Here is a 22,235-nt window from a genome sequence, read left to right on the forward strand (position 1 = left end):
GTTAATTATTCTTCAGATGACATGGAGAAGCACAACCAGCCAAAAAACGATAAAATCTTCTTGGGAACCAACATTTTTCACGTTGGCTTGCAAGCGGAACGCAATATATTCCATATTTACAGAATGTTAAGTTTCTGAAAAACCTAACAGTTTTGTAACCTAGCTGCTCTTTTTGCTTGCGCATCCCAATAGCTTTGAGAGACTCGTCTTTTTGAAGCGGGGAGAAGTCAATTATCCACCATAGGTAATTTGTAGGGACTTGAAATTATATGGCCAGCGTCTATGATTGGTTTGAGGAACGTTTAGAACTGGAAGCGCTCGCTGAGGACGTAACCAGCAAATACGTACCACCCCACGTTAACATCTTTTACTGTTTAGGCGGAATCACTCTAGTTTGTTTTCTAATTCAGTTTGCCACTGGATTTGCCATGACATTCTACTACAAGCCTACAGTAGCAGAGGCATTCTCCTCTGTGCAGTACATAATGAATGAAGTTAACTTTGGTTGGCTAATTCGTTCCATCCATCGTTGGTCCGCCAGCATGATGGTATTAATGATGATCCTCCACGTTTTCCGGGTATACTTAACTGGTGGGTTCAAAAAACCACGGGAACTGACCTGGGTTAGCGGAGTAATTCTAGCAGTCATCACCGTTTCCTTTGGTGTAACTGGTTACTCATTACCTTGGGATCAAGTGGGTTACTGGGCGGTGAAAATCGTTAGTGGTGTGCCAGAGGCAATTCCCGTAGTAGGGGTTTTGATTTCTGATTTATTACGTGGTGGTTCTAGCGTAGGTCAAGCCACCCTAACCAGATACTACAGTGCCCACACCTTTGTACTACCTTGGCTAATTGCAGTATTCATGCTGTTCCACTTCTTGATGATCCGCAAGCAAGGTATTTCTGGACCATTGTAATTGCTGTAAAACTGTAATTAGTGGAAAATTGTAATTACCAGACACTTGAGTAATCGGGAGACAACAACTAAAAATGTCCACACAAAAGAAACCGGATCTAAGCGATCCTATTTTAAGAGCGAAACTGGCTAAGGGAATGGGTCATAACTACTATGGCGAACCTGCTTGGCCCAATGATTTACTTTATGTATTCCCCATTGTAATCATGGGTTCATTTGCCTGTATTGTAGCCCTAGCTGTACTAGAGCCTGCATTAGTAGGTGAACCAGCAAATCCTTTTGCCACCCCTTTAGAAATTTTGCCCGAGTGGTATCTGTTCCCAGTGTTCCAGATTCTCCGCTCTCTACCCAATAAACTTTTGGGAGTATTGGCCATGGCATCAGTACCCCTGGGACTGATTCTTGTTCCCTTTATTGAAAGCGTTAACAAGTTTCAAAATCCATTCCGTCGTCCAGTAGCAACAACAGTATTCTTATTTGGTACTCTTGTTACCATCTGGTTAGGTATTGGTGCAGCACTGCCTTTAGACAAATCTCTAACTTTGGGACTATTCTAAATTAGTCAAGCCCTAATTTTGCTAATCTCAGACTAATGCCTGGGGGTTTTAAAAGTGTATGAGAGAGGTTAGGGAGAAATCTGTTTCCCGTGATTTCAACTGATATACTTTTGGAACCAACAGGTTACCAAAGAGTGTTAAATGGCTAAACAACAATTTTAGACTCAGGTCAATGCTTACTAAAGTTCAGCAAGACCGAACAACAGTAAAAAGCGAATTAAAGCTACAGAATCAAGTCCAGGAGTGGTTTGAGACCTTTTGTTTGCGATATCTTGTTCAACAAGGCTGGTCAGAAAGCCACATATACCGTATGAACCTGGCATTAGCAGAAGGCTTTACCAACGCGGTGCGTCATGCTCATCGGAATTTGCCACCAGAAACAAATATAGAAATTGAATTGGGTTTATGGGTAGATAGATTAGAAATCCGAATTTGGGACTACGGTCAACCCTTTAATCCTGATCAGATACCGGAACCTAAACCCGGTACCCTACAAGAGCATGGTTATGGATGGTTTTTAATTCGCCGTCTAGCAGATCAGGTGGTTTATGAACGTATAGATAATCAGAGAAACTGTTTATTAATCGTAAAGAACCGTTTTGAAGGCATACCTGCTTAAACTAGTATGACCAGCCCGCTTCAAGTACCCTTTAACTTTTGATATATTTCCTGTAAATCAAGAATAGTAAATAGGGTATCAAAATGCAAGTTAACTGATTCATACAATTCTCTTCCTCCTTGAAGTCTGTCTACGAGAGAAACCACCCGATCAACCTGATAACCGGCCGATGTGAGGCGTTCTACTGCTTGAAGAGCAGATTTCCCAGTGGTAACCACATCTTCCAAAACCACCACCCTAGCTGCTGGCGGTAAATTTGGACCCTCAATATAAGCCATTGTACCATGTCCCTTAGCTTCTTTACGAATAATTAGGGCAGGTATGGGTCTATTTTCATAAACAGAGACCACACTAACAGAAGACACAATGGGATCAGCGCCCAGAGTTAAACCAGCGACAGCTTGAGTATCTACTGGTAGAATATTAAGTATTAATCTACCTATAGCTAGGGCACCCTGGGGATGAAGAGTAACTTGTTTGCCATTGATATAGTAGGAACTCCGCCTTCCAGAAGAGAGAACAAAATCACCTTCCTGATAAGCAAGTTGACAGAATAAATCTAGTAACTTCCGACGTAGGAGGGCCAAATCATCAGTAGTTGACCAAATTGTGGAATCATGAGATGTTTTGGTAGAATGGGACATTAGCACTGATTAACTGTTAATAGATGTCTATTGCTCAATCCTTAAACCCATAATAATTAAATCCCGTTCCACACCTGCTAAATCAGCAACCTTGGGTAAGAGTCCCCAGTGTTGAAAGCCAAATTGAGCAAATAGTTGTAAACTGGGTTGATTATGGGCAAAAATAAAGCTAAGGAGAGTTTTTATTCCTAAACTAGGACCTTCATCGATTGCTTTTAGCAGTAAGGTTTTACCCAAACCACGTCTGTGAAAGCTGGGGGAAATATAAATACTGATTTCAGCAGTAGCATGGTAAGCTGGTCTACCGTAAAAGGATTGAAAACTTAGCCAACCAGCAATATTGTAATTTATTTCCACTACCCACAGAGGACGTTGTGAGGGTACTCTTTCCTGGAACCATGTCATCCGACTTTCTAAAGTTACGGGTTCCAGATCTGCAGTGGCCATACGAGTGGGAACAGCTGCATTATAAATGGCGACGATTGCTGGCAAATCTAACTCCGTGGCATTGCGGATAATCATCTCAAGTTAGTCCTATCTATATCCTTCCCACGGAGAAACTTCTAGAACACCATTGGGTTTGAAAAGCACTCGAAAATGAGCCAGAGGTTCCCGGTTTTTAGGTGCGGCTAAATTTGAACCGTAGAGGGTTTTAAATATTTCTGGTAGGGGAGTTTCTGTATAATAGTCAAAGGCAACTTGGTTTAATGGTTCGTAATCGGCAATTACACCATTTTTGTTGATAGCTACTCGATATCTCAATTCTCTTGGAAAGGAAGGTTTAATACTCCAGTTCTGGCGAATCGTCTGATATAGGGTTTGATTTAACTCCCTTATGGAAGTAGGATCAGTAATTTTGTCACCTATAACATCTGGGGTACGACTATACCCAATCCATGGACTAACTTGTAACTGGGCCTTATTTGTAAACACGACCCTAAATTGAGCTATGGGCTCTTTATTACCAGTACCACTGACGGGATTGTATAACAACCTGGGTAGGGGTGTTTTCTCTATTTGATCATTAGAACTTTGATTAAGTGACTTATATCCTATAATGCGCCCATCTGCTGCCACACCTATACGATAAATCAAATTTTCTCCTATTTTTCCCCGACTTTGCCATTCTGAATTGATTTGGTTATACACTTGTCGGTTTAAAGACTTCAACTGGGAGGGGTCAGTAATTTCCGGTACGGTATTGAGTAGTGCTTCTAAATCTTGAATATCAGATGCTAGTGTGGAATCAGGTGTGGGTGATGTTGTGGAAGCAGGTGATGATTCTGGCACTCCCGAGCTAGTTTGTGTATTTTGTGTAGTTGGATTCCACTGAGGTGGTGGAATTATGCCCAGGGCCAAGGCTGCTATAGCTAAACTTGATACTCCTACAGTAGCTGGTACTGCTTGTCTCAATGCCACCTGACCAGACATACCATAACTTCTGCTAACGGGTTGTAATTCCAAGATCAGTTCTGGCAATGTTTGGCTATCAGCAAAAAATTGGTCAACCGCCTCCACTAAATCAAATAGCCCAACCGTATTCATGTCTATTCTCAGGGGGTTATCTCGGGTATCCGTAGAATCTGAATATATAATTAGTTGGTGTCTGTCATTATTAATTCTTTCCACTTCTACTAACTCTGACCCCTTGCTGTGGGCCTGGGGATTGGGTACATTACTTAAAAACTCCTGTGCATAGCCACTTACCGCCCTGACCAAACTCTCGAAAAATTCTCTGCCCCCACTTATAGGTTGATTGTAGCCTGACAAGTAGCATTCAGCATTAATGAGTATGGACATCTCAGGTCGAGCCTGAGAAAATGTTGTGGAAGGAGCAGTGCTAAATCCTTCTAAAAGGATTGTGCAGTTAGGTAAACTATATTTACGTTGAATGTTCATTCTACCTCGCCGTCAAAAAGAGAAATCCAAAAGCGCTGCATACCAGCTGTACCAGTGCAGAATAGTAGTTTGGCTAATAAATCTATGGCAAGTTGATCCAACTTTTCATCAGAATTAGAATTAGGTGTAAGTAGGAGAGAACGTCTAGGATTCATCCGACTTTTAAAATGGGTTCTAAATCTTTCCAGATAATTAGCCAGACGCAAATTATGGGACAGAGGAATTTGTTTTTCTGATAGTTGTTGATATATCATTAGTAGCTGACGAATCACCACTGTCAATCTTTTAGCTATACAAGAGGTGATAATAACTAAACACTTGGCCTCCATAGTAGTTAGGGGACGACGGGTATGGGCCTTGCGCAGTGGGTTGGCAGCACGCATTCGCCATAAATTAACCCGATTCCTGATCACCTGATTTAGTTCCAGTTCCTGGGCAAAGGTGAGTATGGCTGCTGATCCACCTAATTCGATGGACTCAATTGCTAGTAAGATTAGGTCAATGTCTATGGCAGTTCTCCGGGGACAGGCCCTAGTTCCGATCGCCGGATCTGGTAGTGTTTCCAAAATCATTGGGGTAGAACTATCAGTGGGAGGCTCAAATGTAGTTGTGCTTGCATAGGAGTTCATGCTCTAAGATATCCTGTAATATACGAGTAAGAAATTTAGTATGGCAAGTTTGTAATCTTGGATTGCATTTTAGTTTCCATCATTCTACCATATTTTGTATTAACAATGAACGCCAAACTAGTATGAACTTAAAATCTCTCATTCGTGACATACCTGATTTTCCTAAGCCTGGAATTTTATTTAGGGACATTACTACTTTACTGGGTGATCCTCAAGGTTTGCGCTACACCATTGATATTTTGGCAGAAAAATGTGGAACCTTGGAAATGCAGGTAGATTATGTTGTGGGTATGGAGTCAAGAGGTTTTATTTTCGGTGCACCTCTAGCTTATAAGCTAGCATCTGGTTTTGTCCCTGTGCGGAAAAAGGGAAAGTTACCAGCACCAGTTCACAGAATTGATTATCAGTTAGAATATGGTACAGATAGTCTAGAAGTACATCAGGATGCTTTGACTCCTGGTAGTAGGGTTCTGATTGTAGATGATTTGATTGCTACTGGTGGTACTGCTAGTGCTACAGCCAAATTGCTAGAAAAAATCGGTTGTGAGTTAGTGGGGTTTGGTTTTATCGTTGAACTTAAAGATTTGCAAGGACGTAAACATTTGCCTGATGTGCCCATTATATCTCTGGTAGAATATTAGTAGGTTATGAAAACTCAAGATTGCCCATGACAGATATTAAAACAAAGATCATAATTCCCTGGGTTAGGAGTCGAGATTGGTTAATTAAACTGGTTACTGACGAAACATGTATTTATGTTATCAAGCGGTTATTACAGGCTTTATTAACTGTTTTTCTGGCCTCAGCACTGTCGTTTTTCGTCATGAAGTTTTCTCCAGGTGACTATATAGATACACTTAGGCAAAACCCCAAGATTTCCCCGGAGAGGATTGAGGAAATTAGGCGGCAATTTGGATTGGATAGAACCTGGTGGGAACAGTTTTTACTATGGATCAGGCAAATCATCACTAGAGGTGATTTTGGCACCAGTTTTGTTTACCAGCGTCCTGTAGCTTCCCTAATCTGGGAAAGGATACCAAATACCTTGTTGTTGGCAGTTGCATCCTTAATTGTTACCTGGGCGGTAGCTATTCCTCTGGGTATTATTGCCGCTGTTCAACAAAATCGGTCCACGGATAAGGTTCTTCAAGTATTGAGTTATGCTGGTCAAGGGTTTCCCAGTTTTATTACAGCTTTGTTTCTGCTGTTTGTAGCTCAAATTACTACCCCCTTATTTCCAGTAGGTAATATTACTAGTCTTAACCATTCTGAATTGACATGGTTTGGCAAAATATTAGATATTAGTTGGCATATCTTATTACCTTTAATTGCATTAAGTATTACCAGTTTTGCCGGCTTACAAAGGATTATGCGTGGTCAACTGCTAGATACTCTACGCCAAGACTACATTCAAACTGCTCGCGCAAAAGGACTGCCAGAAAACCGAGTTATTTATGTTCATGCTTTGAGAAATGCTATTAATCCTTTAATCACTTTGCTGGGATTCGAACTAGCCAGTCTACTAAGCGGTGCTTTTATTACAGAAAACTTTTTTAACTGGCCTGGTTTAGGCAAGTTGACTTTACAAGCTGTTTTGGCAAAAGATCAATACTTAGTAATGGCTAGTTTAGTAATGAGTGCCGTATTATTAATTTTTGGGAATTTAATTGCTGACCTAATGTTAAAAGCGGCTGATCCTAGAATCAGGTTAGAGGACTTATAGCCTTGGCTACATAAACTAGCGCTGCTGAATTAAGACCTTCAACAACGCTTCCTGTGAGTTATAGGAGCAAATACAAAGTTCTCTAACCCTAATTAGAATTAGTGGTCAATAATTGCTCGGATAAAATCTAGACAGCTTCACCATTCTTTTCACCGGTACGAATGCGGATAACACTATCAACGGGACTAATGAAAATCTTGCCGTCGCCAATTTCTCCCGTGCGGGAAGCGGAAATAATTTTATCTACCACCATATCCACTTGGCTATCCTCAACGACAATTTCTAATTTGAGTTTTTGTAAAAACTCCACGGTATATTCGGAACCACGGTAGCGTTCCGTTTGGCCCTTTTGTCTACCAAAACCGCGAACTTCCGAAACCGTCATACCAACAATTCCCGCATTCACGAGAGCAATTTTTACATCGTCCAACTTAAATGGACGAATTATGGCTTCTACTTTTTTCATTTTTTCAGTTCCTGAATTCTCAGATGTTTATATATCTAACCAGATTTTTTGTCGGTATTGTTAACCTAATTCATTTAACACTGGTGAGAAATCCATCTTATGTATTTTATGTCACCTTTTTGGATTTTCTTGCAGGAGGGACTGCCAATCGGAAATGGCTTGTTCTGTCCACAACCAATTCTGACCCAACCTCGCCACTGTAAATTGCCCAGGTTCCTTCTGAATTATCATTTGACGCAGTTTTACTGCTTCGTCAATATATCTTTGCCTTCTATTAGGAGATTGACCATTTGCGGACTTGTATAAACCCAAAGCCAATCCCCCATAAGCAGTTAAGGAATCTAGGGAGACCTTTTCATCAGCAGAACCTACAGATCCTACAGTGATTAACCCATCACTATTAGATTTTAAGGAAAGATTGAGTGCCCTAAACCAGATGTCATTAGCACGATTCAACTTTCCCTCAGCATAATAAGCAAATCCTAGGGCATTATTATACATAACAGAACTAGGTTGATTCTTCACTGCAACATCCCAGTAACGCCGGGCATCATCAATACTGTATTTCTTATCTTGGATTTGAGCGGACTGCCAAGCCAATCTTCCGCGCAGAAAATTAAGAGCAGGGTTTTTCCAGTGTTTGGAAGGAACTGAGGAAAGAGCAGTATCTGCCAATTTAAAGGCACCTCTGTTTAGTAACTCTTCTACAGCAAGGAGACCGCTATCTAAATTGCCCTGACTCAACTCGGTTATTGCTTGGCCAGAAACAATTTCGGTTTTAGCTGTTTTTAGGTTAATTACCTCTGTTATTTCCCGAGGGGAACTCAAAGGGATATTAGTGATATTGGCTACCAAAGGACGACGATTCCACCACCAGATTAGGGCAATAATCATGGCTAGGCCACTGACCACCAAAATAGTCCCTTGGTGTCTACGGCGAACGGTAACTTTAGTTAGGGGCGGTAGTGGGGAAAACCTTCTCACAGACTCTTGGCTCGATGATTTAGGTGTACTTGAATCACTACCAACACCTAATTCCCTTTCCCTTCTGGTGCTTTCCTGTGCCTTGATTGGTATTTCTGATTGGGTGACGGACATTTGTTCACTAGCAACCGGTTTATTATTAATTTTGCGAAACAAGTCCGCTACAATAGCCGCATCTTGCTCATCATCGTCATGGATGACTTCATCTAAATCCCAGTTATTATCCTCTAACCAGTCTAAATTAGATACTTCACCTTCAAATCCGCCTATAGATGCTTGATAATCTCCAAAAACCTCCGAACTGCCAGAAACATCTAATTGAGGGCTGAGAAAACCCTCAAATTCCTTGTGTAAATACAACGTAGGCAAAGCCCAGTAGACCTGATGGGAACCATAGGCGGAAATTAACCCCTGACGCACTCGACTTACACATAAATCTAGCGGGTAGCCTTGACGAAGATTACGATAGAATAATTGTGTTAATGTCAAAGCTACTTCGTCAGGGATGCGTTCAGACATAGCTAAAACACTACTAATACCTCTTTTAACTAGGCTCTCGGTTAAGTTGTACTCCCCCGTATCTCCTTCACTATTGGATTTGGCTCTGTAAGCTCCCAAACAGGAGTTAAACACCGCCATCTGAATATTATTATTGACCAGCAACCCTGCTAAATCATCACCAGTTAGTGATTCCGTCAGTCCTGTTCGACGACTCACTAGATAGATCTCCCCGCCCCGAGACCCTAAATTACTATGGCCTGAGTAATGGAGAACATGGTATCTTCCCTGTTCTAGGGACCGAGTTAACTCTTCTCTACCCGGTTGCTCTAAAACCGTTAGTTCAATTTCTGGCAAGTTCCTACTAGTTTCCTCCCGAACCCAATTATTACGATCTAGCTCCGATTTTAAATGCAATGCTTCTTGTTTAAGTAATTCAAGTCTAGCCTGATCCACAGGACAAGAAATTACCATTAACACTTTGATGAGATTTTCTTCTTGACGTGGAGGTAAGCGTATGGGACTTGACACAGAAAGAACACCATTCTGATAGCGAGAGAAAGCAATATAGGGACCGGTTGCTACAGGACGATCTCCCGCATACATAACTTCCCAGGGTAATCGTGCCAATTTGTCGTCTTTTATTCCTAAGCGCAATCGCAACAACTGGTGTTGATTTTGGGCAACGCCCTGAGCTGTAATCCAACTATCTCTGAGGGTACCTTGAAACAGTGCATTGTATAATTTTTGACCCAGTGCCACCAAGTTTACAGGGTTTCTGGGAGTGCCCCCAGCGGACTGGGTCAAGCTTTCCCCCTGTAGCACTGATTTTAAAGGGTCATTCATTAAATGTCCCGCAGCTGCTAACCATTCAGCTACAGGCCAAGTCACCAGTTCTTCTGCCAAGGGCACCCCAAGTGCGACTTGTTCCGTCCGCACCAAGTAGTCACTTTGCCCTACTGGGGTTACGGAAATGTGAAATTCCTGGGTCACAACCTCTCCTGTTTGCTTCCTAAAACTTGCTTCTTACCTAAAAATAAAAAGTCCCTAGTTTCCCTTTGTACTATATTAATATTCTGCTAACACTTTAGAAGTATTTTTTTTTAAAATGTTCCCATTTGACCATCATTTTTTCCTGGATGGTTTAGAACTTTATCCGGATTTAACTAATTCACACTGGAACACTTTACTGGTAGATGCACCTTGATCTTCAACTCCCCTAGCTGGCTGCAGGCCTCTAGGGGTTTTTTCTTGGGACTAATCAGTTAGAAACTGCTTCAGCTGGCCAATTAAGAAAATCTCTCATTCCCAATCTTTTTCTCCGGAATATGGCATATTGCCGAGGAAGACTTAAATGGTAGATGCACCCTGATAATTAATCTCCTCCGGAGGCCTTAAGCCTCTGGGGGTTTTTTATTGCCCATAAACTATAAATTAAAATTAAACAAGCTCAAAATTCATCCGGATTGCCTTCCCCTGCTACGGGATACTAAGGTGGTAGATGCACCCTGATAACTAATCCCCCCTAGTCGGCTAAAACCTCTGGGGGTTTTTTCTTGGATTTTTTAGTCCCATGATAACTGCCTTTTGTCTTTCTTTATCTATTTTTACCTCAAATCCCCTCCCAGAATGATTGCTCTGATCACAAATTGAAACAAATTCAATATTGCCTAATTCTCATTTTTGGACATCAACCTTTACTAAGCGTTCTGGCGCTATGATGTATTTTATTCATATTAGCTCCAAATAGTTCAATATATCTGTAAACTATGGAACGTGGTCTTTTTTGGTTACCTTTACTGGGGGTTTTTTTTTGGTTGGCTTGGCAAGGTGCAAGGGAATATCAAAAGGTTGAAACCTATCGTGTCTGGGCTGAAAGTTTTCAACGCTCTAAGTATGATATTTATGGGGTAATTGGTCAAAAAGACAACTACATTACCTGGGGAAAACCCACACCCCAAGCCATTGTTCAAGTGCAGACCTTTTCTCTGGTGGATGTTCAAGAAATCCGCCTTCTGATAGATGGTCAATCGGTCAGGTTGGACCAACCGCCCCAGAAGGGTCGTTTAATAGAACTGGAGTTCATATTTTACCCAGGTGCTGCTTTTGCTCCATCTCTAAACATACCTTTTACCGAGATCCCCTTGGCAGCTCAATGGGGTCATTTCCTCCAAAATAGGTTACAAAATTTACCTTCTTAATGACCATTCAACAATTGCCTTGATTAGTCCATCAATGGTATATTGTTGGGTAGTAATGTCTACCCGACCTAGTAAGTCTATACAAGTTTTGGATGTCTGTGGACCAATAGAGGCGATCGCAGTTTTCTTTAAGTAGTGTTCTATCTCTTGAGGTAAATTATTTTCTAATAATACACAGAAAAACTTGACGGTCTTAGAGCTAGCAAAGGTAATTACATCTACTGACTGATTAATCAGGACCTGCTGTGCTGTGGTAGGTATGCTCTGGGGACAAAGAGATTCATAAGCGGGAACTTCCACCACTTGGGCACCTTTTTGTGTTAGTTCTTTGACCAAAATCTCTCTCCCTCCACTTTCAACCCGGGGAAATAGGATCTTTTTACCTGCTAGGTTTTCGGGAAAGTTGTTCACCAGGGAGTCAGCTATGAAGTCAGGGGGTATGAAATCTGGTTCAAGGTGGTGCGTTTTCAGACTTTGAGCCGTTTTTTCACCGACAACAGCAATTTTAATTCTATTTATTGCTTGTTTAATTAAGGCTTGCTGATTTTTATTTTGCAATGCCATTCTCTCAAAAAAGTATTCGACCCCGTTAGTGGAGGTAAAAACTAACCAATCAAAAGTGGATAATTCTAATATGCTCTGATCTAAGAACATCCAACTGGAAGGAGGACCAATTTCTAGTGCTGGTAGTTCAATTACTCTTGCTCCTAAATTGGTTAGTCCTTGACTCAATTCGCTGGATTGTCCTACTGCGCGGGTGACGAGGATGGTTTTACCGCTTAGGGGTGTGATGGAGATATTAATTGACACGATTCAAGGAGGGGAAGCAATAATTAATCTATTCTATACTTTTTCCAGAAATTTTCTCAGTCCCACAACTTCTCCAATCACGATTACAGCGGGAGAAAGTGATGTGTCTCTGGTTTTTCCCACTATATTACCTAGTTCACCTATGCAAATTTTTTGCTTGGCAGTTCCAGTCCAGCGAATAATTGCTATGGGAGTGGATTTAGATTTTCCATGTGTGAGTAGTTGGTGGACTATTATCTCTAGGTTTTTTCCTCCCATCAAAATTACTAGGGTTTGTAATCTTGATAGAGCTTCCCAGTCTAAAATATCAGGATCATGTGCTGTAGCTACGGCAAAACACTGACTTAAAACCGTGTCTGTCAGTGGTATTCCAGCTAATAATGGCCCCGCTAGAGCTGAGGAAATTCCCGGGATGATTTCAAATTCACAACCTGCTGATTTTAAAGCGGTAATTTCCGCCATACATCTACCAAAAATAAATGGATCTCCTGCTTTTAGTCTGACTACTTGTTTACCTTCTCGATAATATTTCACTAACAGGTTATTAATTTCTCCTTGGGAGGTGCTTATACCCCCTCCCCTTTTACCTACATCTAGTTTTAAACAGTTACTGGGGACAGAATTTAATAATTCTTCGTCTACTAGTGCATCATATATTAAAACTTGAGCAATCCCCAGTAATCTATAGGCTTTTACTGTTAGATATTCTATATCCCCTGGTCCTGCTCCTACAATATAAACTTTATTTCTGGACATTTTCTATCGGATTAATTTAAAAGGGCACCAATGGGAAAGATTAGATATTCAAGGAAAAACATTTTCCAAATTAATTGATAAAATTTGGCAATTTCTTTTTTGCTCTCCAAGTTCACTTTCTGGCTTTTTGACCATAGGAATATTAGGGGTATGGTGTGACTGATAACTAGAAATGTGGGGTTAATTTCTGCTAACTGGAACATACCAACAATAATTATTCCTATATAACAAAATGTTAGTAACCAAAGGGCAATATCAAATACAGCTTTTTTCCCTAATTTGATGGTGAAGGTATTAATGTTATAACGCAAGTCCCCCTCCAAATCAGGTATGTCTTTAAATATGGCGATCGCCATGGTAAAAACCAGGATAAATAATGTTAAAGTCCAGACGGCAAAGGGTATGCCCTGGCTCCTTTGTAATAGCCAACTAAAATGCTCAAACAGTCCTAAGTTGATAATAGTTCCCCGGACGGAAAAAATACATAAGGCTGCCCAAAATGGAAATTGCTTCAACCTTAATGGTGGTAAGGAATAGGCGGTTCCAATTACTAGGCTAGTTACTACCGTAACCAATAAAAATGGTCCACTAATCCAAGCTAGAGCTAGAGCTAAAATACCCGTAGTAATCACAATGGACTTTCCCTGCTCTTCGGAGAATTCTCCTGCAGCTACGGGTAAATGGGGCTTGTTGATTTTATCAATATCTACGTCTATTAGTTGGTTTAAACCTACAATATAAATATTTCCGGATATACAAGCTAACCAGGTGATTAAAATTTGACCCAAGTGTGCTATAGAAAAATTAGAGTTGGTCACACCAAGAGTCAGCAAGTATAAACCTAGTACACTTAGAGTTGTGCCTATAATGGTATGAGGCCTGGAAAACTTCCACAAGCTGTGGAGCCAATTAGAAGGAGTAAACTGATTCATGGGCTATTTATAAGTTGCTTATGTTTATCTGTAAATTGTATATGGTTCATTTAGTTAACTGGCTATTTAATTCCACATAACAAACCAAATTTAATTAAACCCCTTTCATATCCACGGCGCATTAAACTAAGAGAGAGCGCCGCTTGAATTGTAGTCCAACCAGAAAACAATAACCCCAGGAATGCTTGGGGGGTAAAAGCAGAATCAATTACCACATTCCAAAATGGTGCAACCCCAGTTGACCAATCAGCAGTCTTAATGTTTTTTAGTCCTAATTGACTGGCGATCGCATAGTATTCTGGTAGGGAAATCACATAGGGTAGACAATAAGCCCGGTAAATATCTTGTAGGTGCTTTTGTTCATCCTCAGTCAGTGGTAAAACATCCGTGGGACGATGACACCATGTTACCATGATTAAAGTACCACCTGGTTTTAACACCCGATAACACTCTTGCAGAAATTTGGTTTTATCTGGCATGTGTTCACCACTTTCTAGTGACCACACCAGATCAAAGGAATTATCACCAAAAGGCATTTCTTGAGCATTGGCCACTAAAAAACTACTCCTTGATTGCAAATTGGCTTCCAGTGCCCTTTCTTTGGCTCTAGCGGATTGAATTGGGCTGAGGGTAATTCCTGTGGACATGGCATGAAATTTTTGCGCCAAGTATAGGGAACTACCACCTATTCCACAACCCACATCCAAGATATCATCTGCATGTTTTACTCCTGACCAATTTAGCACTGCTTCAATTAAATCAATTTGTGCTTGCCTACGTTCCTTTCTTTCTCTTCCATCCGCACCATAATAGCCATGATGCATGTGTTCACCCCAAATTTGTTCCCATAAACCAGAGGAAGCATCATAAAATTCTTGGATTTGCTGATAAATTTTTGTACTCATGTTCTTAAAGGTAAAAATTACTAAAAATCAAAACTCTAGAAAATATATTTTAGAGGTGGTACATATCTGTTTAACTTAAATATAAAGCAATTTTGCTCAATAAAAAAATCCTGAAAAAACTCTTAACTCAACTTGGTTATGACTGTTGCTCGGACGATATGCTTGGGATTTATGGCGGTTATCTTATGTGGAACCATTCTGTTGATGATGCCTTTTTCCACTAGCAATGGCACATGGAACGACCCGATAGTAGCACTTTTTACCTCAACTTCCGCAGTCTGTGTGACCGGACTGTCAGTGGTTGATCCGGGTACCTATTTTTCCTTTTGGGGTCAACTACTGATTTTACTGCTAGTACAAATCGGTGGTTTGGGATATATGACAACTACCACCTTCCTGATTTTACTAATTGGCAAAAGATTTGATTTAAGGCAAAAGGTAGCTATTCAACAAGCTCTAGACCGTCCAGGTATGAGTGGTAGTAGCCAAATTATTCGCTCCATTATTGCTACAACTATAATTTTTGAGATTACGGGAATTTTCCTCTTACTCCCCGCTTTTGTCCCTGACCATGGTTGGAGTCATGGAATGTGGTTAGCAATATTTCACAGCATCAATTCCTTTAATAATGCGGGATTTAGTCTCTTTAAAGATAATTTGATAGGTTATCAAACATCCCTACTCGTGGTTTTTACAGTCACTGGGTTAATCATCTTTGGCGGAATTGGTTATCAAGTCATTTTGGATATGTATCTTTGGTTACGCGATCGCCTAAAAAGAAAAACGACATTTATGGTATTCTCCCTTGACTTTAAAGTAGCAGTTAGCACTACTTTAATATTATTAGTGGTAGGGACAGTAGCTTTCTTTCTCATAGAAATTAGAAATCCTGAAACCTTTGGCAAATTTGGATTTTCCGACCAACTATTATTAGCTTGGTTTCAGTCTGTTACTCCAAGAACAGCAGGTTTCAACACCATTGACATTGGTAAGATGAGTGATGCAGGTCTATTTATTACCATTGCTTTAATGTTCATTGGTGCTAGTCCAGGTGGTACGGGTGGTGGGATAAAAACAACAACCTTGAGGGTATTAACCAGCTGCACAAAAGCAATACTTCAGGGTAAAGAAGAAGTTTGGCTCTATGAGCGCAAAATAGCCATAACTCTTATTTTGAAAGCCATAGGTGTGGTTTTCGGCTCTTTGGCAACCGTCTTATCAGCAACAGTTTTAATTAGTTTAACTGACCCAAAACTAGAGTTCATTCAAATTCTTTTTGAGGTAGTCTCAGCTTTTGGTACAGTGGGACTATCCACAGGGATAACTGGTAGTATTTCTACTGCTGCTAAAATAGTTATAATTGTCACAATGTATATAGGAAGGGTCGGTGTTTTATTGTCAATGTCAGCAATATTAGGAGATCCTCGTCCCAGTAGAGTTCACTACCCAGAAGGAAATTTGCTTGTAGGTTAGTTTATGGACATTTCATCATTGAAGTTTTTTCGCAGTTTAAAACAAGACAATCACCAATTTGCAGTAATTGGATTAGGTCGTTTTGGTCGTTCTGTTTGCTCCACATTACATGGTTTGGGTTATCAGGTATTAGCTACAGATGTGGATGAAAAAAGGGTATCTGAAGCATTAAATGAGTCAATTGTCGCTCATGCAGTGCAGTTAGACTCCACCGAATCAGCAGCACTTAAAGAAGCGGGCATTTTTGAGTTTGATACCGTTATTGTCGCTATTGGCAACTATGTTCAGGAAAGTATTATTACCACTCTTAATGTTAAGGAAGGTGGTGTACCCCATGTGGTTGCTAAAGCTTCCAGTGAGGTACATTGTAAGCTCTTAAAAAGAGTAGGTGCAGACCATGTAGTATTTCCCGAATACGAAGCGGGTTGTGCTTTGGCGCGCACTCTAACTAAACCATCAATTTTAGACCGGTTTGATCTAGATCCAGATAATAGTATTGTAGAGTTGATTGTCCCCGATGAATTTCATGGTAAAACCGTGGCCGAAATCCAGCTGCGAAATCGTTATGGTCTAAATTTACTAGCAGTTAGTCAGGATGGTAAGTTTAAGATTAATCCTGACCCCAGTAAACGACTGGAACGTGGTTCAGCGATGGTAGTAATTGGCTGTAATAAGGATATTAATCGCCTACCAATTTAACTGCAACAAATTCTTGCTTCCGGTAAAATCAACATAGCATCACCAAAAGAATAGAAACGATATCTAGATGCGATCGCCTGTTTATAAATACCTAATAATCTTTCTCGACCAATTAGGGAACTAACTAACATAAGCAAACTAGAACGAGGTAGATGAAAGTTAGTAATAAGACCTTCCACGACACGCCACTGATAGCCTGGATAAATAAAAAGATTAACTTTGCCTGTATATGGTTGTAAAGAACCAGTTTGGGCAGAACCTTCTAAAGCGCGAACTACCGTAGTACCAACCGCAATAATTCGCCCTCCAGCATTTTTGGTAGAGTAAATCTTCTCTACCAAATCCCCACTAACTTCTATCCATTCTTCATGCATTTGGTGGGTAGTAACATCTTCCACTTCCACTGGTCGAAATGTGCCGACACCAACATGTAAAGTGAGAAACTCCTGTTCAATACCGCGCTCCCGCAATTTGACCAATAGTTCTGGTGTAAAGTGAAGTCCTGCTGTGGGAGCTGCCACAGCACCGTCGTATTTAGCATATACAGTTTGATATTGCTCCTCCAGCGCATGAGAATTATTAATATAAGGTGGTAAAGGAACCTCCCCCAATTTGTGTAATAAATGGAGCAAAGAAACATTTATAGGCAAATCAAATTGCAACAATCTACCGCCCGTATTCTCATCCCGTTCAATCACCCTAGCAGTGAATTGGGGTATTAATTTATCCGCAGAGGATAATCCCTGATCATCAAAAATAATTTCAGTTCCGACGTTAAAATATTTACCTGGTTTAACCAATGCCAACCAACAATTATGTTGTTTTTCTTCCAAAAGTAACACTTCCACCCTTGCTCCTGTAGACTTGCGACCATATAGTCGAGCGGGGATAACTCGTGTATTATTCATCACTAATAAATCCCCAGGTTTTAATAATTCTGGTAGATCTCTAAAAATGTGGTCTAGAGGAGGTGTGGAGGTTCCCGTATTGGGGGAATTAATCACCATTAAGCGAGAACTGTCTCTGGGAACCACGGGGTTCTGGGCAATTAATTCTGGAGGTAGTTCATAGTCATATCCAGATAATGAGATATCTAGGTCACTATTTTGCATTCTTATTCTTTGAATTAGGATATTTAATGTCTAAATGCTTCATATTAGCATCAAGGTTTTTTAAGTGCTGTCAGAGATTAATCTGACAACTCTGGGAGATGAAAGAGCTAATTGGCGTTCATAAAGCTATAATTGTACATCCTAGGGGAGGTGTCAATATGAGGAAGAATTTCCCCAGAGAATGTACATCTATAATTATCGTGCTTTTAACCTAAATCAAAAACCGGTGATTAGTCTGGCAATTCTGGGAGATGAGAGAGCTGATTGGCAACCAGAAAGTTATAATCATAGCTTATGAGGGTGTGAAGTAACCCTGAAATTCCCCATAGTAAAATTACTCAGCTATGAAGCCAAATGGTCAGAGCTAGAAGAAAGTAATAATCCTTTTGCTATCATAGTGATGGCACATTTAAAGACAAAAGCAACCACCCGGAACCTAGGGGAGAGAGAAAAATGGAAATGGAGTTTAATCAGGGGATTATATGATAAGGGGTTCGATAGAGAGCAAATAATTCGATTATTTGGGATAATTGACATCATGATGGAGTTACCCAAAAAGTTACAGGAAAGTTTGGATAGTAAGATAAAGACATTTGAGGAGGATAGAAAGATGCCGTTATTAACTAATATGGAGTTAAGAGGAATAGAAACTGGTAAGGAAATCGGTAAGGAAATCGGGAGGGAAATTGGCATATTAGAAAAAGCTCATGAAGATGTGAAGCTGGTGTTGAGAACAAGATTGGGTGACATACCAGTGAAAATTGAGCAAGCTGTGGATAAAATATCAGTATTGTCTATTTTAGATAAGCTGTTAAAAGTGGCAATCAAAGTTGATTGTTTTGAGGACTTTCATCAATCCTTAGTCAAATTGTCTCCTAAAGTTCCCGAATCAAATGAGTCAGATAAGAGCTAATTATGACGAACCATGGAAAGAAGCATTAACCGAGTATTTTGAACAATTTTTGCTCTTCTTCTTTCCTTCAATTCACCAATTAATCAATTGGGAAAAAATCCCCGAGTCTCTGGATAAAGAATTACAAAGAGTCACAGCTTCTTCAAAAACGGAAAAACGCTATGCAGATAAACTATACAAGGTTTGGCTGGTTAGTGGAGAAGAAATGTGGGTGTTAATTCATATTGAAATTCAAAGTCAATATGAGGAAGAATTTCCCCAGAGAATGTACATCTATAATTATCGTGCTTTTGACCTAAATCAAAAACCGGTGATTAGTTTGGCAATTCTGGGAGATGAGAGAGCTGATTGGCAACCAGAAAGTTATAATCATAACATAGGAGGGTGTGAAGTAACCCTGAAATTCCCCATAGTAAAATTACTCAGCTATGAAGCCAAATGGTCAGAGCTAGAAGAAAGTAATAATCCTTTTGCTATCATAGTGATGGCACATTTAAAGACAAAAGCAACCACCCGGAACCTAGGGGAGAGAGAAAAATGGAAATGGAGTTTAATCAGGGGATTATATGATAAGGGGTTCGATAGAGAGCAAATAATTCGATTATTTGGGATAATTGACATTATGATGGAGTTACCCAAAAAGTTACAGGAAAGTTTGGATAGTAAGATAAAGACATTTGAGGAGGATAGAAAGATGCCGTTATTAACTAATATGGAGTTAAGAGGAATAGAGACTGGTAAGGAAATTGGCAAGGAAATTGGTAAGGAAATTGGTAAGGAAATTGGTGAGGGAATTGGCATATTGAAAAATGCCCGTGATTATGTGAAGCTGGTGTTGAGAACAAGATTGGGTGACATACCAGTGAAAATTGAGCAAGCTGTGGATAAAATATCAGTATTGTCTATTTTAGATGAGCTGTTAAAAGTGGCAATCAAAGTTGATTGTTTTGAGGACTTTCATCAATCCTTAGTCAAATTGTCTCCTAAAGTTCCCGAATCAAATGAGTCAGATAAGAGCTAATTATGACGAACCATGGAAAGAAGCATTAACCGAGTATTTTGAACAATTCTTCTTCTTCTTTCCTTCAATTCACCAATTAAGTGGGTGAAAAGACAAAAGCAACCACCCGGAACCTAGGGGAGAGAGAAAAATGGAAATGGAGTTTAATCAGGGGATTATATGATAAGGGGTTCGATAGAGAGCAAATAATTCGATTATTTGGGATAATTGACATCATGATGGAGTTACCCAAAAAGTTACAGGAAAGTTTGGATAGTAAGATAAAGACATTTGAGGAGGATAGAAAGATGCCGTTATTAACTAATATGGAGTTAAGAGGAATAGAAACTGGTAAGGAAATCGGTAAGGAAATCGGGAGGGAAATTGGCATATTAGAAAAAGCTCATGAAGATGTGAAGCTGGTGTTGAGAACAAGATTGGGTGACATACCAGTGAAAATTGAGCAAGCTGTGGATAAAATATCAGTATTGTCTATTTTAGATGAGCTGTTAAAAGTGGCAATCAAAGTTGATTGTTTTGAGGACTTTCATCAATCCTTAGTCAAATTGTCTCCTAAAGTTCCCGAATCAAATGAGTCAGATAAGAGCTAATTATGACGAACCATGGAAAGAAGCATTAACCGAGTATTTTGAACAATTCTTCTTCTTCTTTCCTTCAATTCACCAATTAAGTGGGTGAGTGGAATTAAATATAAGATCAACGTAGGTTGGGTTGAAGTATGAAACCCAACATCCCCATGGGTCTCGTTACTCGACCCACCCTACAAATAATTGTGCCTCCCTTATAATTATCGTGCTTTTGACCTAAATCAAAAACCGGTGATTAGTTTGGCAATTCTGGGAGATGAGAGAGCTGATTGGCAACCAGAAAGTTATAATCATAACATAGGAGGGTGTGAAGTAACCCTGAAATTCCCCATAGTAAAATTACTCAGCTATGAAGCCAAATGGTCAGAGCTAGAAGAAAGTAATAATCCTTTTGCTATCATAGTGATGGCACATTTAAAGACAAAAGCAACCACCCGGAACCTAGGGGAGAGAGAAAAATGGAAATGGAGTTTAATCAGGGGATTATATGATAAGGGGTTCGATAGAGAGCAAATAATTCGATTATTTGGGATAATTGACATTATGATGGAGTTACCCAAAAAGTTACAGGAAAGTTTGGATAGTAAGATAAAGACATTTGAGGAGGATAGAAAGATGCCGTTATTAACTAATATGGAGTTAAGAGGAATAGAGACTGGTAAGGAAATTGGCAAGGAAATTGGTAAGGAAATTGGTAAGGAAATTGGTAAGGAAATTGGTGAGGGAATTGGCATATTGAAAAATGCCCGTGATTATGTGAAGCTGGTGTTGAGAACAAGATTGGGTGACATACCAGTGAAAATTGAGCAAGCTGTGGATAAAATATCAGTATTGTCTATTTTAGATGAGCTGTTAAAAGTGGCAATCAAAGTTGATTGTTTTGAGGACTTTCATCAATCCTTAGTCAAATTGTCTCCTAAAGTTCCCGAATCAAATGAGTCAGATAAGAGCTAATTATGACGAACCATGGAAAGAAGCATTAACCGAGTATTTTGAACAATTCTTCTTCTTCTTTCCTTCAATTCACCAATTAAGTGGGTGAGTGGAATTAAATATAAGATCAACGTAGGTTGGGTTGAAGTATGAAACCCAACATCCCCATGGGTCTCGTTACTCGACCCACCCTACAAATAATTGTGCCTCCCTTATAATTATCGTGCTTTTGACCTAAATCAAAAACCGGTGATTAGTTTGGCAATTCTGGGAGATGAGAGAGCTGATTGGCAACCAGAAAGTTATAATCATAACATAGGAGGGTGTGAAGTAACCCTGAAATTCCCCATAGTAAAATTACTCAGCTATGAAGCCAAATGGTCAGAGCTAGAAGAAAGTAATAATCCTTTTGCTATCATAGTGATGGCACATTTAAAGACAAAAGCAACCACCCGGAACCTAGGGGAGAGAGAAAAATGGAAATGGAGTTTAATCAGGGGATTATATGATAAGGGGTTCGATAGAGAGCAAATAATTCGATTATTTGGGATAATTGACATCATGATGGAGTTACCCAAAAAGTTACAGGAAAGTTTGGATAGTAAGATAAAGACATTTGAGGAGGATAGAAAGATGCCGTTATTAACTAATATGGAGTTAAGAGGAATAGAGACTGGCAAGGAAATTGGTAAGGAAATTGGTGAGGGAATTGGCATATTGAAAAATGCCCGTGATTATGTGAAGCTGGTGTTGAGAACAAGATTGGGTGACATACCAGTGAAAATTGAGCAAGCTGTGGATAAAATATCAGTATTGTCTATTTTAGATGAGCTGTTAAAAGTGGCAATCAAAGTTGATTGTTTTGAGGACTTTCATCAATCCTTAGTCAAATTGTCTCCTAAAGTTCCCGAATCAAATGAGTCAGATAAGAGCTAATTATGACGAACCATGGAAAGAA

At 39.8% G+C, this 22,235-nt stretch carries 24 protein-coding genes; 13 read left to right on the forward strand and 11 right to left on the reverse strand.

What is annotated here, in order from left to right; genetic code table 11:
- Positions 1 to 269 precede the first annotated feature (269 nt).
- The 3 genes from petB to C6N34_RS02410 all read left to right on the forward strand — a co-directional run bounded on the left by petB (position 270) and on the right by C6N34_RS02410 (position 2,092).
- Positions 270 to 917: a cytochrome b6 gene (gene petB / locus C6N34_RS02400; protein WP_006277347.1), complete on the forward strand. Its 648-nt coding sequence runs from the start codon at positions 270 to 272 to the stop codon at positions 915 to 917.
- A 73-nt stretch (positions 918 to 990) separates the two neighbouring features.
- Positions 991 to 1,473 carry a cytochrome b6-f complex subunit IV gene (gene petD, locus C6N34_RS02405; protein ID WP_009341662.1) on the forward strand — a complete coding sequence of 161 codons (483 nt, stop codon included), beginning with the start codon at positions 991 to 993 and terminating at the stop codon, positions 1,471 to 1,473.
- A 172-nt stretch (positions 1,474 to 1,645) separates the two neighbouring features.
- Entirely contained in the window at positions 1,646 to 2,092 is a 447-nt protein-coding gene (locus tag C6N34_RS02410) for an ATP-binding protein (RefSeq protein WP_057178650.1), read from the forward strand.
- A gap of 20 nt (positions 2,093 to 2,112) precedes the next feature.
- Here C6N34_RS02410 and pyrE read toward each other — a convergent pair whose 3' ends face one another.
- From pyrE to C6N34_RS02430, 4 genes are read right to left on the reverse strand one after another with little or no spacing between them, the layout of a single operon-like run.
- Positions 2,113 to 2,736 (reverse strand): orotate phosphoribosyltransferase, encoded by a 624-nt coding sequence (gene pyrE / locus C6N34_RS02415; protein ID WP_057178651.1) that lies wholly within the window; start codon positions 2,734 to 2,736, stop codon positions 2,113 to 2,115.
- A gap of 27 nt (positions 2,737 to 2,763) precedes the next feature.
- Positions 2,764 to 3,258 (reverse strand): GNAT family N-acetyltransferase, encoded by a 495-nt coding sequence (locus C6N34_RS02420; RefSeq protein ID WP_115538426.1) that lies wholly within the window; start codon positions 3,256 to 3,258, stop codon positions 2,764 to 2,766.
- Positions 3,259 to 3,270: 12 nt separating this feature from the next.
- On the reverse strand, positions 3,271 to 4,635 hold the full coding sequence (locus C6N34_RS02425; RefSeq protein ID WP_006277355.1) for a DUF4335 domain-containing protein: 1,365 nt from the start codon (positions 4,633 to 4,635) through the stop codon (positions 3,271 to 3,273).
- Entirely contained in the window at positions 4,632 to 5,264 is a 633-nt protein-coding gene (locus C6N34_RS02430) for a DUF3038 domain-containing protein (protein WP_115538427.1), read from the reverse strand. Before C6N34_RS02430 ends, C6N34_RS02425 begins: the two co-directional genes overlap by 4 nt.
- Positions 5,265 to 5,386: 122 nt before the next feature.
- On the opposite strand from C6N34_RS02430, the gene C6N34_RS02435 reads away from it, so the two are divergent.
- Entirely contained in the window at positions 5,387 to 5,905 is a 519-nt protein-coding gene (locus C6N34_RS02435; RefSeq protein ID WP_006277357.1) for an adenine phosphoribosyltransferase, read from the forward strand.
- 26 nt (positions 5,906 to 5,931) lie between these two features.
- Entirely contained in the window at positions 5,932 to 6,987 is a 1,056-nt protein-coding gene (locus tag C6N34_RS02440) for an ABC transporter permease (protein ID WP_057178654.1), read from the forward strand.
- Positions 6,988 to 7,114: 127 nt separating this feature from the next.
- Here the strand turns inward: C6N34_RS02440 and C6N34_RS02445 are convergent, their stop codons facing one another.
- Positions 7,115 to 7,453, reverse strand: coding sequence for a P-II family nitrogen regulator (locus C6N34_RS02445; RefSeq protein ID WP_057178655.1), 339 nt, complete (start codon positions 7,451 to 7,453; stop codon positions 7,115 to 7,117).
- Positions 7,454 to 7,564: 111 nt separating this feature from the next.
- Positions 7,565 to 9,928: a cell division protein HetF gene (gene hetF / locus C6N34_RS02450; protein WP_115538428.1), complete on the reverse strand. Its 2,364-nt coding sequence runs from the start codon at positions 9,926 to 9,928 to the stop codon at positions 7,565 to 7,567.
- A gap of 776 nt (positions 9,929 to 10,704) precedes the next feature.
- Between hetF and C6N34_RS02455 the strand changes: the two genes are divergently transcribed.
- Positions 10,705 to 11,136 (forward strand): hypothetical protein, encoded by a 432-nt coding sequence (locus C6N34_RS02455; RefSeq protein ID WP_006277361.1) that lies wholly within the window; start codon positions 10,705 to 10,707, stop codon positions 11,134 to 11,136.
- Here C6N34_RS02455 and C6N34_RS02460 read toward each other — a convergent pair.
- From C6N34_RS02460 to C6N34_RS02475, 4 genes are all read right to left on the reverse strand, one after another.
- Positions 11,125 to 11,946: a uroporphyrinogen-III synthase gene (locus tag C6N34_RS02460; protein ID WP_141303660.1), complete on the reverse strand. Its 822-nt coding sequence runs from the start codon at positions 11,944 to 11,946 to the stop codon at positions 11,125 to 11,127. The genes C6N34_RS02455 and C6N34_RS02460 overlap by 12 nt on opposite strands.
- Positions 11,947 to 11,979: 33 nt before the next feature.
- On the reverse strand, positions 11,980 to 12,702 hold the full coding sequence (gene cobA / locus C6N34_RS02465) for a uroporphyrinogen-III C-methyltransferase (protein WP_141303659.1): 723 nt from the start codon (positions 12,700 to 12,702) through the stop codon (positions 11,980 to 11,982).
- Between the two features lie 11 nt (positions 12,703 to 12,713).
- The gene (locus C6N34_RS02470; protein WP_115538429.1) at positions 12,714 to 13,634 is read right to left on the reverse strand and encodes a homogentisate phytyltransferase; all 921 of its coding nucleotides are present in this window, start codon (positions 13,632 to 13,634) and stop codon (positions 12,714 to 12,716) included.
- Between the two features lie 62 nt (positions 13,635 to 13,696).
- On the reverse strand, positions 13,697 to 14,539 hold the full coding sequence (locus C6N34_RS02475) for a methyltransferase domain-containing protein (protein WP_057178661.1): 843 nt from the start codon (positions 14,537 to 14,539) through the stop codon (positions 13,697 to 13,699).
- 138 nt (positions 14,540 to 14,677) lie between these two features.
- Here C6N34_RS02475 and C6N34_RS02480 point away from each other — a divergent pair, with 138 nt between their 5' ends.
- Both C6N34_RS02480 and C6N34_RS02485 read left to right on the forward strand, forming a co-directional pair.
- Positions 14,678 to 16,012, forward strand: coding sequence for a TrkH family potassium uptake protein (locus C6N34_RS02480; protein ID WP_040009047.1), 1,335 nt, complete (start codon positions 14,678 to 14,680; stop codon positions 16,010 to 16,012).
- Between the two features lie 3 nt (positions 16,013 to 16,015).
- Positions 16,016 to 16,711, forward strand: coding sequence for a potassium channel family protein (locus C6N34_RS02485; RefSeq protein ID WP_006277370.1), 696 nt, complete (start codon positions 16,016 to 16,018; stop codon positions 16,709 to 16,711).
- Here the strand turns inward: C6N34_RS02485 and queA are convergent.
- A complete protein-coding gene (queA, locus tag C6N34_RS02490; protein WP_057178662.1) occupies positions 16,708 to 17,823 on the reverse strand; it encodes a tRNA preQ1(34) S-adenosylmethionine ribosyltransferase-isomerase QueA in 1,116 nt (371 codons plus the stop codon). The two genes, C6N34_RS02485 and queA, sit on opposite strands and share 4 nt — an antisense overlap.
- A 400-nt stretch (positions 17,824 to 18,223) precedes the next feature.
- On the opposite strand from queA, the gene C6N34_RS02495 reads away from it, so the two are divergent.
- The 5 genes from C6N34_RS02495 to C6N34_RS02515 all read left to right on the forward strand — a co-directional run bounded on the left by C6N34_RS02495 (position 18,224) and on the right by C6N34_RS02515 (position 22,213).
- Complete coding sequence (locus tag C6N34_RS02495; RefSeq protein ID WP_236107346.1) at positions 18,224 to 18,736, forward strand: hypothetical protein; 513 nt, start codon at positions 18,224 to 18,226, stop codon at positions 18,734 to 18,736.
- A complete protein-coding gene (locus C6N34_RS02500) occupies positions 18,717 to 19,757 on the forward strand; it encodes an RpnC/YadD family protein (RefSeq protein ID WP_236107348.1) in 1,041 nt (346 codons plus the stop codon). The genes C6N34_RS02495 and C6N34_RS02500 overlap by 20 nt, the downstream gene beginning before the upstream one ends.
- An 80-nt stretch (positions 19,758 to 19,837) precedes the next feature.
- Positions 19,838 to 20,347, forward strand: a complete 510-nt coding sequence (locus C6N34_RS02505) for a hypothetical protein (RefSeq protein ID WP_236107350.1) — start codon at positions 19,838 to 19,840, stop codon at positions 20,345 to 20,347.
- A gap of 180 nt (positions 20,348 to 20,527) precedes the next feature.
- Entirely contained in the window at positions 20,528 to 21,298 is a 771-nt protein-coding gene (locus C6N34_RS02510) for a hypothetical protein (protein WP_236107352.1), read from the forward strand.
- Between the two features lie 180 nt (positions 21,299 to 21,478).
- Positions 21,479 to 22,213 (forward strand): hypothetical protein, encoded by a 735-nt coding sequence (locus C6N34_RS02515; protein WP_236107354.1) that lies wholly within the window; start codon positions 21,479 to 21,481, stop codon positions 22,211 to 22,213.
- Positions 22,214 to 22,235 lie beyond the last annotated feature (22 nt).

Origin of the sequence: Cylindrospermopsis raciborskii Cr2010 (genome assembly GCF_003367075.2) — a bacterium.
Lineage (GTDB): Bacteria > Cyanobacteriota > Cyanobacteriia > Cyanobacteriales > Nostocaceae > Raphidiopsis > Raphidiopsis raciborskii.